Origin of the sequence: Pseudomonas sp. 2(2015), from assembly GCF_000955865.1 — a bacterium.
In the GTDB taxonomy this organism is placed as follows: domain Bacteria; phylum Pseudomonadota; class Gammaproteobacteria; order Pseudomonadales; family Pseudomonadaceae; genus Aquipseudomonas.
Genome location: NZ_JYOF01000003.1, coordinates 1,067,447 through 1,080,514, shown reverse-complemented (window position 1 = coordinate 1,080,514; position 13,068 = coordinate 1,067,447). Strand labels below are relative to the sequence as shown.

Annotated in this window: 10 protein-coding genes; 4 read left to right on the top strand and 6 right to left on the bottom strand. The window is 63.4% G+C overall.

Annotated features, from left to right (window positions below; translation table 11 throughout):
* Positions 1-26 precede the first annotated feature (26 nt).
* On the top strand, positions 27-959 hold the full coding sequence (locus UB48_RS07855; protein ID WP_045195520.1) for a LysR family transcriptional regulator: 933 nt from the start codon (positions 27-29) through the stop codon (positions 957-959).
* A gap of 42 nt (positions 960-1,001) precedes the next feature.
* Here the strand turns inward: UB48_RS07855 and UB48_RS07850 are convergent, their stop codons facing one another.
* The 3 genes from UB48_RS07850 to UB48_RS07840 all read right to left on the bottom strand — a co-directional run bounded on the left by UB48_RS07850 (position 1,002) and on the right by UB48_RS07840 (position 3,371).
* Positions 1,002-2,261, bottom strand: a complete 1,260-nt coding sequence (locus UB48_RS07850; RefSeq protein WP_045195518.1) for an OmpP1/FadL family transporter — start codon at positions 2,259-2,261, stop codon at positions 1,002-1,004.
* Between the two features lie 146 nt (positions 2,262-2,407).
* Complete coding sequence (locus UB48_RS07845; RefSeq protein WP_045195516.1) at positions 2,408-2,890, bottom strand: hypothetical protein; 483 nt, start codon at positions 2,888-2,890, stop codon at positions 2,408-2,410.
* Positions 2,891-3,146: 256 nt separating this feature from the next.
* Complete coding sequence (locus UB48_RS07840) at positions 3,147-3,371, bottom strand: hypothetical protein (protein ID WP_045195514.1); 225 nt, start codon at positions 3,369-3,371, stop codon at positions 3,147-3,149.
* A 969-nt stretch (positions 3,372-4,340) separates the two neighbouring features.
* Between UB48_RS07840 and UB48_RS07835 the strand changes: the two genes are divergently transcribed.
* Both UB48_RS07835 and rmuC read left to right on the top strand, forming a co-directional pair.
* Entirely contained in the window at positions 4,341-4,769 is a 429-nt protein-coding gene (locus UB48_RS07835) for a tetratricopeptide repeat protein (protein ID WP_045195764.1), read from the top strand.
* A gap of 183 nt (positions 4,770-4,952) precedes the next feature.
* Complete coding sequence (gene rmuC, locus UB48_RS07830; protein ID WP_176794326.1) at positions 4,953-6,341, top strand: DNA recombination protein RmuC; 1,389 nt, start codon at positions 4,953-4,955, stop codon at positions 6,339-6,341.
* Here rmuC and UB48_RS07825 read toward each other — a convergent pair.
* Together UB48_RS07825 and UB48_RS07820 are read right to left on the bottom strand one after the other, a co-directional pair.
* Entirely contained in the window at positions 6,313-9,789 is a 3,477-nt protein-coding gene (locus tag UB48_RS07825; RefSeq protein WP_045195511.1) for a PAS domain-containing hybrid sensor histidine kinase/response regulator, read from the bottom strand. The two genes, rmuC and UB48_RS07825, sit on opposite strands and share 29 nt — an antisense overlap.
* A gap of 120 nt (positions 9,790-9,909) precedes the next feature.
* On the bottom strand, positions 9,910-10,455 hold the full coding sequence (locus UB48_RS07820; RefSeq protein WP_045195509.1) for a TetR/AcrR family transcriptional regulator: 546 nt from the start codon (positions 10,453-10,455) through the stop codon (positions 9,910-9,912).
* A gap of 91 nt (positions 10,456-10,546) precedes the next feature.
* On the opposite strand from UB48_RS07820, the gene UB48_RS07815 reads away from it, so the two are divergent.
* Positions 10,547-11,737: an MFS transporter gene (locus tag UB48_RS07815; protein WP_045195762.1), complete on the top strand. Its 1,191-nt coding sequence runs from the start codon at positions 10,547-10,549 to the stop codon at positions 11,735-11,737.
* Between the two features lie 111 nt (positions 11,738-11,848).
* On the opposite strand, the gene UB48_RS07810 is transcribed toward UB48_RS07815, so the two are convergent.
* Positions 11,849-13,024 carry an MFS transporter gene (locus UB48_RS07810; protein ID WP_045195507.1) on the bottom strand — a complete coding sequence of 392 codons (1,176 nt, stop codon included), beginning with the start codon at positions 13,022-13,024 and terminating at the stop codon, positions 11,849-11,851.
* Between the last annotated feature and the right edge of the window lie 44 nt (positions 13,025-13,068).

The following is a 13,068-nucleotide window of genomic DNA, read 5'->3' as shown; positions in this document are numbered from 1 at the left end:
GATCTTACGAATGCCTGGATGCCGTCATGAACCTGCTCGGTTCGATCAAGAGTTTCATCAAGGTGGTCGAGGCCGGCAGCATCGCCGGTGGCGCTCGCAGCCTGGGCTTGAGCGCCGCCGCGGTGAGCCAGAATATCGCCCGCCTGGAAGCCCACCTGCAGGTGCGCCTGCTGGCGCGTACCACGCGCAGTATGGTGCTGACGCCCAGTGGCAGCCTGTATTACGACAAGGTCAAGCACATCGAGCGCGACCTCGAGCAGGCCCAGCAGGCGGTCACCGCCCCGGACTGCGAGCCCAAGGGGCGCTTGTGCATCGCTTCGTCGTCGGCCTTTGGCCGCCATGTACTGGCGCCGCTGATTCCGGCCTTCAGTGCACGCTACCCGCAGCTTTCAATTGAATTGGTTACGAATGATCGGCGGGTCAACCACGCCCAGGAAGGCGTTGATGTCAGTATCCGCATCCAGCCACAACTCGAAGACGGCCTGCTGGCCCGGCACATTGCCCGGGTGCCGTTCATTTGTTGCGCTTCCCCGGGCTATCTGGCGGCGGCCGGTTGGCCACAATCGCCCGAGCAGCTCAAGGAGCACCGCTGCCTGGTGTTCCGCTACCCGGTGGACGGGCGCTTTTTGCGCTGGGGCTTTATCCGCGAGGGGCTGCGTTTTGATGCCGAGTTCGACAAGGTGCTGATCAGCGATGACATCGACGTACTGACGCAGATGGCGGTGCGCGATGGTGGTATCGCTCGCCTGGCCGAGTTCGTCGCCCGCCCTTTGCTCGAGCGCGGCCAGCTGGTGGCGTTGTTCGAGTATTCGCAGCCGGCACGGGCCTACGCCCAGACCGAACCGATGGATGTCTACCTGTGCGTGGCCGACCGTTTCGCCTTGAGCCCCAAGGTGCGGGCGTTCATGGAGTACCTCCAGCTGGAAGTCGGGCACGCCTGGCCGATTGCTCAGGCATAAAAAAACCGCCGATGACGGCGGTTTTTCGTTGCGGCGCTGTTATCAGAAGCGATAGGTCAGCGACGCGCCAATACCGTGAGCGCTGTTTTCGTACTTGGCGTTGTACGAACCCTTGGTCGGGCTGGCCAGGTTGACCTTGGTGTCTTCTTCCCACAGGTAGGAGTACGCCACGTCGATGGTCATGTCGTCGGTTGGGCTGTAGCCGGCGCCCAGGCTGAAGATCTTGCGATCGCCAGTCGGGATGCGTGGCGAACGGTCGTGGTTGTTGGTCGGCGACTGGTCGACGGTGAAGCCGGTACGCAGTACCCACTCCTTGTTCAGCTTGTAGGACGCGCCGATGGCGTGGGCCCAGGTGTCGTGCCAGTTCTGCTCTTCGCTGATGGTGCCGAACTGGCCGGCCAGCGGGGCAGGAACCTTGTTGGTGACGGTGATGGCTTCCAGGCGGCTCCAGCGGGTCCAGGTGCTACCAGCATAGATAGTCCACTGGTCATCCAGCTCGTGGGTAACCGAGAAGTCGACCGATTCAGGGGTCTTGATCTTCAGTTCAGCGTCGAACTTGCTGCCGCTGAACGGGCCGATCAGGGCGTTGTTGATCTTGGTGTTGCCTTCGAGCTTGTAGTCGACCATCGAGTGGTAGGTCAGGCCCAGGCGGGTCTTGTCGGTGGCCTGGACCAGCACGCCGATGTTGTAGCCGACGGCAGTGTCGTCACCCTTGATTTTCACTTCGCCATCGTTGAAACCCGGGGTGCGCGGGTTGAGGGTGTTGGCGCTGAGCTCACCCTTGATCTTGTTGATGGTCGGGCCGAAACCGATCGACACCTTGTCATTGAAGGCGTAGCTGATGGTTGGCTGGAAGGTGACCACTTCAACGTGGCTTTTCTTGCCCCAGTAACGGCTGGCGGCAGTGCTCTCGTAGTCGGTGACCAGGCCGAACGGCGCGTAGACACCGAAACCGACGGTCCAGTGATCATCCAGAGGCTTGACGTAGTAGCCCATGGGCACGCCGACGAACGGCACCATGTCGCCGTCGGTGGTGCCACCTGGGCGCCCGCCGCCGGAAATATCGGACTTGGCGATGACGGCTGCGCCGCCAACGGTGATCTGCTCGCGTTTCAGGCGCGACATACCGGCAGGGTTGCCGAATACGGTGCTGGCATCATCGGCAGAAGAAGAACGACCCGCGAAACCTGTGCCCATGCCACTGACGCTTTGTTCGTTGAGGGCAAAGCCACTGGCGAACAGTTGAGTCGAGGCGAGAGTGACGGCGAGGCTGAGAGAGGTTTTGAGCATTACTTTTTTCATTATTAGAACTCCTTGGGATCTCCGGGGCGAAAATTACCATCAGTTCGCCCGCAGCGCTATAGGCTGTATCGCAGGAGATAGAGCGGTTTTGTAGGACAATCCGACCAAAATGGCGGGAATTTTCCGATTATGGAAAGCAGTGACTCTCAGCAGGCCTGAAGAGTCACAGGGGCGATGCAGGTTTGCCAGGCGCAGGTGAAATCGCGCAGGCGCCCCTGAGGCTGGAAGGTTTGTCGCCAGATACGTGCAAGCCCGAGCAGATCGTCGGCGGCGGGCAGTTCGGGGGCTTGTTCTTCGATCAACATCCAGGCGATGGCGGTGGCATAGCGCAGGTTTACGGTCAGTTCCAGGTGTGGGCCGCTGAGGAAGGCATGCTGGCTGGCAAGGCCACGGACCAGGCTGGCGAGATCCGGGTCGCGGGCCAGGAACTGGTCCCAGAGGCTTTGGTGGCGCAGTTCGCCAATGCGGTACAGGCCGTGGCCGCGGCGGTCGTGCAATGCTGAGCCGAGTGCTGACTGGCTGGCGGCGACGCCGAGCAGCAGGGCTTCGGCGCTGGCGCAGTGGCGACCCAGGTAGATCAGGGTCGGACGAATGACAAACTGGCTCAACTCGCTCGCGGCGATACCCATGATGCCCTCGAACTTGAAATTGGCCGGCGGACGCTGGAGCTTGGCAGCTGGAGAGTCGGTCAGGCCCGCCGGAAGCGGCCTTTGCCGCTTGAGTTGAAGTGTAGTGTCATATTCGCGCTGTAAAGGCCTGTTTTTAAAACATTTGCGGCTTTTAGTTATAAATCATATGCCGTGCGGCAATTAGTGATTGCTGGGCGCCAGGCATAAAAAAGCCCCGCCAGAGGGCGGGGCTTGAGCGTTTGCAGCGTCGTGCGGATCAGGCCACCAGGGCCTGACGGGTGCGCTCGATAACGGCCTGCAGCGGCTCGGCTTCGGAGTATTGCTCCGGGTACAGGCGCTCGCTGTGCCGGGCAATGCCGTGCTCGTTGACCAGGGTGAAGCTGAAGCCGCCTTTGCGCGACGCCAGGATCAAGCAGTTCAGAGGGGCAAATGCCTGGGAAAGGGTGCGAATGGCAGCCTGAGTATGAGTAGAGTGATTCATAGTTATTAGATGTTCCTGCAATAGACACGGTTTCGATCCGTGCACATATAAAACGTTCCAGTAACGCGAGCATTTAAGCCGGTGCGAAGAACCTGACTGGAACAGGGCAGCCAGTTTTGGGCGCATTTATCATGTGGCGCTGGGGCTGACTGGTAGGTACGTCAGAGGACAGGCAACAGCCAGGGTCGGGTTCAATGCCGCTGGGTGAAGATCCTGATCAATCTGCAGGTTGGTTCGGTCAGAGTAAGAAGTGATTTACCTGGGGAACCATCGAGTGGGCCGGTCCTGGTTTCAACAGGCCTGTCCGATGTGAGGGGGCAGGGCACTGTAAGGACTGCTTTGGCCAGAATTGACTTTCAGCTTGGTACTAACGGCGGCAAGACTACCGCAGTTTTTCGTTGCTGGCAAGCTTTTTGGCTTTTCGTCTGGCGAGCCGATCAGTATGTCGCGTTCCAGGCTGTCTGTGAAGGGCTAATTCGCCGGCTTTGCAGTGCAACAAGGCAGGGAACGTGCCAATTTCGTGCAGGGAAATGCCTCGCTAAAGGGCGGTTGTGCACACTTGGGGCAGCCCTTGTTACAGCGCTGCAACAAGGCGGCAAGTGGCCGCCAATGACTTGGCCGTTGCCTTAAGTCAATGAAAAAAAACACTTATTTTAGCTGGTGAAAAAATCGACAGTTTGACTGAAAGCCCCATTCCATAGGGGTTTGCGGGGAGGTTTAGGGGGTTGTCCACCGAGTTATCCACAGCTTCTGTGGATTGTCCCGAGCGCTTGCTCTAGGACGGGCGTGCCAGCTTTTTGGCCGGTGTCCGACAATCCTTCGACAGTCTTCCGTCAGGGACAAAATACCCGTCCTGACGTCAAGAAAAAAACACTGAAATATTTTGAAAAAAGTGCAGAAAAGCACCGGGCCATTGTCAGAAAAATGGAGTAGAGTGGCGCGCCTCTCGAGTTGCCTTCGCTGTTTTTTATGAAGTTTCGCTCCAAAAACCTCGTTGCCCCCACTGCCCAGTCGCCTCTGTCCGAGCCCAAGCGCTTCTCCTTGAAAGTGGCCTTGTGGTTGCTCGACAGCCCGCGCCTGGGTGACAACCCCAACGTCAAGCACTTTGCCGGGCGCTTGCTCAAGCAGCCAGCGCGCCAGGGCGTGGTGGTGGCCCAGAGCCGCCTGGGGCAGATGCTCTGCCGTGATTGCGGCAATGCCCGCGACCGCCGGATCGGCCACGAACTGCTGCGCCAGGCGGCGCGCGCCGGTGATCGCCGGGCCCAGCTCGAGTACGGCCGGCTGTGCGCCTTGGGGCAACTGAACGAACCCGCCCAGGGCCGCTACTGGCTCGAACAGGCCGCTGCCCAGGGTTCGCAGGAGGCCTTGCGCCTGCTCAGGCAATTGCCTGAAGCCTGAATGCGGCGCGTGCGCCCAAGGCTGATAAGCTGAGCCGTTGATCGTTGGCCGAGGGAGATCGGGGTGGCTATGGCAGTGGATCTGACCAGCATTGTGCTGGGTATTGTGGTGGCGGCCGTGCCGTCGCTGGCGCTGGTGCTGCAGGTGCAACGGCGCCTGAGTGCGCGCCAGGCCGATGCGGCCTTGCTTGAGGAGCGCCTGAGCAGTGTGCAGCTGGCCCAGGAAGGCTTGCTCGCCCAGCTCGATGCCAGCCGCGACGAAATCAGCGACCTGAGCCAGGCCAATGCCGCCAAGCAGGCGACGCTGGCCGCTCAGGCCCGTGAGCTTGAATTGCTCCAGATCGATCGCGACGAAGCGCGCGATGCCGCCCATGCCTGGCAGCTCGAACGCGCCAGCCGCGAAGCCGAATTGCGTCGCCTGGACGCCCAGAGCGCAGCCCTGAGCGCCGAGCTGCGCGAACAGCAGGAAAGCCATCAGCAACGCCTCGACGACCTGCAGGGCTCGCGCGACGAGCTGCGGGCGCAGTTCGCCGAAATGGCCACGAAGATTTTCGATGAGCGCGAACAGCGCTTCGCCCAGACCAGCCAACAGCACCTGGGGCAGTTGCTCGACCCGCTCAAGGAGCGCATCCAGGCCTTTGAAAAGCGCGTCGAAGACAGCTATCAGCAAGAGGCCCGCGAGCGCTTCTCGCTGGCCAAGGAGCTTGAGCGCCTGCAGCAGCTCAACCTGCGCCTGAGCGATGAGGCCACCAACCTGACCCAGGCGCTCAAGGGCCAGAAGACCCAGGGCAACTGGGGCGAGCTGATTCTGGAGCGGGTGCTGGAGCACGCCGGGCTTGAGAAGGGCCGCGAGTACCAGACCCAGGTCAGCCTCAAGAGCGCCGACGGTGAGCGCTTTCAGCCCGACGTGCTGATCATGCTGCCGGGCGACAAACAGGTGGTGGTCGACTCCAAGGTCAGCCTCACCGCCTACCAGCAGTACGTTGGCGCCGACGACAGCGAGATTGCCCAGGCCGCGCTCAAGCAACACGTGCTGTCGCTGCGCAACCATGTCAAAGGCTTGTCCGGCAAGGACTACAACCGCCTCGAAGGCCTGCACAGCCTGGATTTCGTCCTGCTCTTCGTGCCTATCGAGGCGGCGTTTTCGGCCGCCTTGCAGGCAGAGCCGAACCTGTTCCAGGAAGCCTTCGACCGCCAGATCGTGATCGTCAGCCCGACCACCTTGCTGGCCACCTTGCGGGTTATCGACAGCCTTTGGAAGCAGGAGCGCCAGAGCCAGAATGCCCGGGAGATCGCCGAGCGTGCCGGTTGGCTGTACGACAAGTTCGTGCTGTTCATCCAGGACCTGGACGAGCTTGGCAGCCGCCTGCAGCAGGTCGACAAAGCCTATAGCGCGGCGCGCAACAAGCTCTGCGAAGGGCGCGGCAACCTGATCAGCCGCAGCGAACAGCTCAAGCTGCTCGGTGCCCGGGCCAGCAAGAGCCTGCCGGCCGACCTGCTCGAGCGGGCCATGAGCGAAGGCGACCCGCTGGCTGCCAGCGCCCTTACTGGACCAGGCTCAGATGCCGATTGAGCAGGGCGCGCAAGGCCGCCGGCTTGACCGGCTTGGCCAGGTAGTCGAGCCCTGCGGCATGCACCTGGGCGACCATCTCGCTGCGCCCGTCAGCACTGATCACCACGCCGGGGACCGGCTCGCCCAGGCGTGTGCGTAACCAGGCCATCAGCTCGGTGCCGACCTCGCCGTCGTCAAGGTGGTAGTCCACCAGCGCCAGGTGCGGGCGCAGGCCGCTTGCCAGCAAGGCTTCACACTCGGCGCGATTGCGCGCGATGGATACCTGGCAGCCCCAGCGGCTGAGCAGGCTGTTCATGCCGATGAGGATGCTGTCTTCGTTGTCGACGCACAGCACCTGCAGGCCTGCCAATGGCTGCCCGGCCTGTTCGGCAGGGCTGGCCACCGGGGCCGCCGGCGCCGTGGCCAGCGGCACGCTGACGCGGAACACGCTGCCCTTGCCCGGCCACGACTGCACCTCAAGCGGATGGCCAAGCACCTTGCACAGGCCATCGGCGATCGCCAGGCCCAGGCCCAGGCCTTTTTCCGCGCGGGTCTGGTGGCTGTCCAGGCGTTTGAATTCCTCGAAGATCACCTGCAGCTTGTCGTCGGCGATGCCGCTGCCGCGGTCCCAGACCTCCAGCCACAAGCGCCCCTGCTGGCGGCGCACGCCGAGCAGAATCGGGCTCTTGCCATAGCGGAAGGCGTTGGTGAGGAAGTTCTGCAGAATCCGGCGCAGCAGTTTCATGTCGCTCTGCACCCGCAGGCGGCTGCCGCGCAGGCGGAAATCCAGGCCTTGCTGCTGGGCCAGGACCTTGAATTCGGCGCCGAGGGTGTCGAACAGTTCGTTGAGGGCGAAGGGTTTGACGTCCGGGGTGATCTTGCCGTTTTCCAGGCGCGAGATGTCCAGCAGGTCGCTGATCAGCTCTTCGGCCGAACGCAGCGAGCTGTCCATGTGCTGGACCAGTTGCTGGGCATCGGCCGACAAGCCATCGCCCTGATGCGACAGCGCCGCCGAGAACAGCCGCGCGGCGTTCAGCGGCTGCATCAGGTCGTGGCTGACCGCTGCGAGGAAGCGGGTTTTGGACTGGTTGGCGGCCTCGGCGTGGCTCTTGGCTTCGCTCAGTGCCTGGTTCAGTTGCGACAGCTCGTAGGTGCGTTCGGCGACCCGTTGCTCAAGGCTTTCGTTGGCGCCCTTGAGCGCCTGTTCGGCTTCGCGGAACGGGGTGATGTCGGTAAAGCTCATGACAAAGCCGCCGCCGGGCATCGGGTTGCCGATCAGCTCGATCACCCGGCCGTTGGGGAACAAGCGCTCGGAGGTATGCGCACGGCCCTGGCGCATCCAGTGCAGGCGCCTGGCCACGTGCACCTGGGCCTCGCCCGGGCCGCACAGGCCGCGCTCGGCGTTGTAGCGGATAATGTCGGCAATCGGCCGGCCGACGCTGATCAGCCCGTCGGGGTAGTTGAACAGCTCCAGGTAGCGGCGGTTCCAGGCCACCAGGCGCAGCGACTGGTCGACCACGCTGATGCCCTGGCTGATGTTCTCGATTGCCCCTTGCAGCAGGGCGCGGTTGAACTGCAGCACTTCCGAGGCTTCGTCAGCGATGCGCACCACGTCCTCAAGCTGCATGTCGCGGCCTTCGATCGCGGCCTTGACCACCGCGCGGGTCGAGGAGGTGCCGAGCACGCCGGCGAGCAGGCGCTCGGTGTGTTCGATCCATTCGCCGTCGGCATTCTGGTTGGGGTTGAAACCCTTGCCCTGGCGATAGGCAAAACGGATGAAGCTCTGTCGTGCGCGCTCTTCACCCACAAAGCGCGCAGCCAGGTGCAGCAGGTCGTCGATCTGCACCGCCAGCAGCGAACGGCTGCTAGGGCGGGCGCTGGTCTGCTGGCCGATGAATCGTCCGGCCTGCCAGTGCTCGGACACCCGTGTGCGCGAGAGGATCGACACCCAGGCGAACAGGGTGAAGTTACCCGCCAGCGACAGCACCACGCCTTGGGTCAGTGGTGTGATCGGCAGGTTCAGCGGGTTGCCGTGCAGCCAGGCCAGGCCCGGGAATAGCTCCAGCGACCAGCCCAGGCTATGGGCGGCAATCGGCAGCACCAGGGTGTAGAACCACAGGAACACCCCGGCGGCCAGGCCGGCGAACACTCCGCGGCGGTTGGCCTGCTTCCAGTACAGGGCGCCGAGCATGGCCGGGGTCAGCTGGGTCACGGCGGCAAACGCCACCTGGCCGATGGTCGCAAGGCTTGCGGTAGAGCCGAGCAGGCGGTAGCTGACATAGGCCAGCAAAAGGATGACGACGATGGTCACCCGGCGTACCGAGAGCATCCAGTGGCGGAAGGCTTCGAACGGGCGCTCGGCGTTGTTGCGGCGCAGCAGCCAGGGCAGCAGCATGTCGTTGGAAACCATGGTCGACAGCGCCACGGCCTCGACGATGACCATGCCGGTGGCCGCCGACGCGCCGCCGATAAAGGCCAGCAGGGCCAGCGCCGGATGCGCCTCGGCCAGCGGCAGGCTGATCACGAAGGAGTCGGGCAGTACCGAGTCGGGCAGCAGCATCTGCCCGGCCAGGGCAATCGGTACCACGAACAGCGCGGCGAGGATCAGGTACATCGGGAACACCCAGCGCGCCAGGCGCAGGTCCTGGGGCTCGATGTTCTCCACCACAGTGACGTGGAATTGGCGCGGCAGGCAGATGATCGCCATCATCGCCACACCGGTCTGCACGATCATCGACGGCCAGTTGATGGTCTCGTTCCAGAAGCCTTCCAGGCGTGGCGCCAGTTGCGCCTTGCTGAACAGGTCTTCGAAACCGTTGAACAGGCCGAAGGTGACGAAGGCGCCGACGGCGAGGAACGCCAGCAGTTTTACCAGCGATTCGAAGGCAATCGCCAGGACCATGCCACGGTGGTGTTCGGTGACGTCCAGGCTTCGGGTACCGAAGACAATCGAGAACAGTGCCAGCACCAGCGATACCACCAGCGCGGTGTCCTGCACACGGCTGCCAGTAGCATCGGCGCCTGCGCCGATCAGCAGGTTGACGCCAAGCACGATGCCCTTGAGCTGCAAGGCGATGTACGGCAGCACGCCGATCAGGCAGATCAGCGCCACCACCACCGCCAGGCTCTGGGATTTACCGTAGCGGGCGGCGATGAAGTCGGCGATCGAGGTGATGTTTTCCTGTTTGCTGATCAGCACCATCTTCTGCAGCACCCAGGGCGCGAACAGCAGCAGTAGCACAGGGCCCAGGTAGATCGGCAGGAACGCCCAGAGTTGTTCGGCGGCCTGGCCGACGGCGCCGAAGAAGGTCCAGCTGGTGCAGTACACCGCCAGCGACAGGCTGTACACCCAGGCACGCAGGCGCGGCGGCAGCGGTGTGCTGCGGCGGTCGCCGTAAAAGGCGATGGCGAACATGATGGCCATATAGGCCAGGGCGACCACGGCGATCAGCCCACTGGACAGCGACATGACAACTCCGAAACAAAAGGGTGATTCAGCCTGACAGCGAACCTCGATCAATCAGTCTGGCACGCCGCAAAGGCTTCGTCAGCGCCGACGATGGTCGCAGTGGCAGAGCGTCGCAGGGGCTTAGCCAGGCAAGGCCAGGTCAAGCAGGCTGTAGAGCTGTTCCAGGGTCGGCGGGGCTTCGGCGAACAAGGTGCGGTAGACGGTCGGTGCGACCAGCAGATCCAGCAGGCGTTCGATGTCTGGCAGGGCCTCGCCGCGCACCTGGGCGCGGTCGAGGATGACCTGCAGTTGCCCGCGCAGGATGTTGGTGCAGTAACCCGGGCAGGCGCTGCTGAGCACGTCGCGCATCAGGTTGCGGCCTGGTTCGGAGGTGATTTCGTCAAGGTACTGTTCGGTCCAGGCGCGCAGGTCGGTGCGCAGCTCGCCGGTGTCCAGCGGCGCCACGTCAGGCAGCACGCGCTCGACGGCGACATCGGCGAGCAGGGCGGCCAATTCGCCCCAGCGCCTATAGATAGTTGACGGGGTGACGCCGGCGCGAGCGGCAATTTGCGGCACGGTCAGGCTCGCGCGGTCCTGCTCCTTGAGCAGTTCGCGTACCGCCGCATGTACCGATGCCTGCACACGGGCGCTGCGCCCACCCGTGCGGATACCTTCTTTAATCGCCATCGGTCGACCTTAACACAAAGGGTTTGCGTTAAGGAATGAAGGCGAGCAGACTGCGCAAAAGCTAAATAATTGCTTTAGCGGAGTGCTGATCATGTTCATGTTGTTCAAAGCCCCGGCCTCACGGCGTTTTCGTCTGGTGTTCCTGGCGCTTGCCTTGCTCGGCTTTCTCGCCGCCTCGAGCACCCCGACGCCTTTGTATCACCTGTACCAGCAAGCCTGGCAGTTCTCGGCGGTAACCCTGACGCTGATTTTTGCCGTGTATGCCGTCAGCTTGCTGGCGGCGCTGCTGACAGTCGGTTCGTTGTCGGACTACCTGGGGCGGCGGCCGCTGATCTTCCTTGCGTTGGTGCTGCAAAGCGTTTCCATGCTGTTGTTCCTGCAGGCCGACAGTGTCGGCTGGTTGATTGCTGCGCGGATTGTGCAAGGCTTCGCCACCGGCATGGCCACCAGCGTGCTGGGTGCTGCGTTGCTGGATATCGATCGCGAGCAGGGGCCGTTGCTCAACAGCCTGACGCCCTTGCTCGGCATGGCCAGCGGCGCCCTGGGTACCAGCCTGCTGGTGGAATTTGCGCCATGGCCGCTGCGTTTGGCCTACTGGCTGTTGCTCGGCTTGTTCGTCACGCTGGCGTTGCTGGTGTGGCATCTGCCCGAGAGCGTCAGCCGCCAGCCCGGCGCCCTGGCATCGTTGCGCCCGGCCCTGCATGTACCGCCCCGGGCGCGGGCTGCGGTGTGGCGGATGTTGCCGGTGAACGTCGCCGGTTGGGCGCTGGGCGGGTTCTTCCTGTCGCTGGCGCCATCACTGGCGCGCGAGGCCACCGGGGCGACCTCGAATTTGGTGGGCGGCGGCCTGGTGGCGGCGTTGACGGTGACCGGCGCCGTGGCGATCTACCACCTGCGGCTGCGTCCGGCCGGGCAGATCCTGCGCCTGGGCACAGGGGTGTTGCCGGTCGGGATGCTGTTGATCCTGCTGGCGTTGCATCGCGGTGAGCTGGGGCTGTTTTTCCTCGCCACTGTAGTCACCGGCATCGGCTTTGGCGCCAGCTTCCTTGGGGCGTTGCGTACCATCATGCCGCTGGCCGAGGCCCACGAACGCGCCGGGCTGATGGCGACGTTCTATGTGCTGAGCTACCTGGCGTTCTGCGTGCCGGCCATGCTGGCCGGGTGGATGGTGCGCAGCTTCGGCCTGGTGCCGACCGGCGAGGTGTATGCCTTGGCAGTGATCATTTTGTGCGCCGTGGCGGCGGTTCTGAGCTTGCCGGTGCGGGCCTTGTCCCGCGGCTGACGGTACTGGCGTCATCGCCGGCAACGCCGGCTCCCACAATAGATCTGCTTGTACCGGACCCTGTGGGAGCTGGCCTTGCCAGCGATCGAGCGCGTAGCGGTCGCAATCCCCTCAGCGCCGAGCTCCCAGGTAATAGAACAGCGCCGCCAGCAACACCGAAAGAATCAGAAGGTAAAAGGTCGCCACCGGCACCAGGTGCGCCAGGGCAAAGCCGCAGATCACCGGGCCCAGCGCCGCGCCGAGGTTGGACAGGTTTTGCGCGCCGTAATACACCCCGCGCAGATGCTCCGGGGCGATGCTGTCGATGAACATGTACTCGGCGGGGATGACGATGATCTCGCCAAGGGTGAACACCAGCATCGCCAAACACCAGACCAGCAACGTTTGCGCCAGCGAGAAACCCAGCAGGCCAACCAGAAACAGCGCCATGCCGGCGATCAGCCAGGGCATCAACTGGCGGCTGCTGATGCGCCGGCCAATCACGTACTGCAGGGCAATCACCGTCACCGCGTTGGTGGCCACCAGGTAGCTGATGTAGCGCGCCGCCTCGCTGGCGCTGCTGGTCACCACCAGGTACTGCGACAGGTAGGCGGTGAACTGGCCGAACACCACCGCGCTCAAGGCGCCACCGAGGGTGAAGCAGATCAGCCGGCGATCTTTGACCAGTTGCCCGCCAACGCTAAAGAAACCGGCCTGTTCGCCGCCTTCGACCCGCGCCCGCGCCGCTCGCTCGCCCCAGCGCTGGTAGCTCAGGCACATGGCCAGGCCCAGCAGCGCCGAGAGCAGGAACGGCAGGTGATCGTCCAGCAGCACCAGCGCCACGCCGACAAAGGGCCCGACCGCGTAGGCGACGTTGCTCAGGGTGTACTTGATCGAGAACACCTCGCTGCGTTCTTCCAGCGGCAGCAGTGCACAGAAGCCGGCTTTGGCGGCGATGTCCACCACCGCCAGGGCCAGGTTGATCAGCACCAGGCAGGTGAAGAACAGGCTCAGTTCGCGGCTGACCACCGCACCGACAAAGGCCAAAGTAAAGGTCAGGGTCGCGGCGATGATCACCGTGTAGCTGCGCAGGGTGTCGATCAGGTAGCCGCCATACAGGCTCAGCAACGAGGCGACTATCAGCGCGCCGCCGATCATCAGGCCGATGCCGCTGATATCCAGGGCGAAGTTCTGCGCCAGGTAGACCACCAGGTAGGGCAGGGTGATTGCACGGGCGAGGGTGAGGATGAAGGTAGTTGCCAGCAGCAGGCGTACCTGCGCCGAGTAACCTTTGATAGCGGTGAGCATTGAGTGACCACGTCCTTGTTGTTATCGCTGCCGAGCATACGCCG

Bases quoted from the DNA above. Each gene is read 5' to 3' on its own strand.
- UB48_RS07855 (WP_045195520.1), top strand. From the start codon at position 27: ATGAACCTGCTCGGTTCGATCAAGAGTTTCATCAAGGTGGTCGAGGCC.
- UB48_RS07810 (WP_045195507.1), bottom strand. From the start codon at position 13,024: ATGCTCACCGCTATCAAAGGTTACTCGGCGCAGGTACGCCTGCTGCTG.
- UB48_RS07835 (WP_045195764.1), top strand. From the start codon at position 4,341: ATGAAGTTTCGCTCCAAAAACCTCGTTGCCCCCACTGCCCAGTCGCCT.
- UB48_RS07840 (WP_045195514.1), bottom strand. From the start codon at position 3,371: ATGAATCACTCTACTCATACTCAGGCTGCCATTCGCACCCTTTCCCAG.
- UB48_RS07845 (WP_045195516.1), bottom strand. From the start codon at position 2,890: ATGGGTATCGCCGCGAGCGAGTTGAGCCAGTTTGTCATTCGTCCGACC.
- UB48_RS07850 (WP_045195518.1), bottom strand. From the start codon at position 2,261: ATGAAAAAAGTAATGCTCAAAACCTCTCTCAGCCTCGCCGTCACTCTC.
- UB48_RS07825 (WP_045195511.1), bottom strand. From the start codon at position 9,789: ATGTCGCTGTCCAGTGGGCTGATCGCCGTGGTCGCCCTGGCCTATATG.
- UB48_RS07820 (WP_045195509.1), bottom strand. From the start codon at position 10,455: ATGGCGATTAAAGAAGGTATCCGCACGGGTGGGCGCAGCGCCCGTGTG.
- UB48_RS07815 (WP_045195762.1), top strand. From the start codon at position 10,547: ATGTTCATGTTGTTCAAAGCCCCGGCCTCACGGCGTTTTCGTCTGGTG.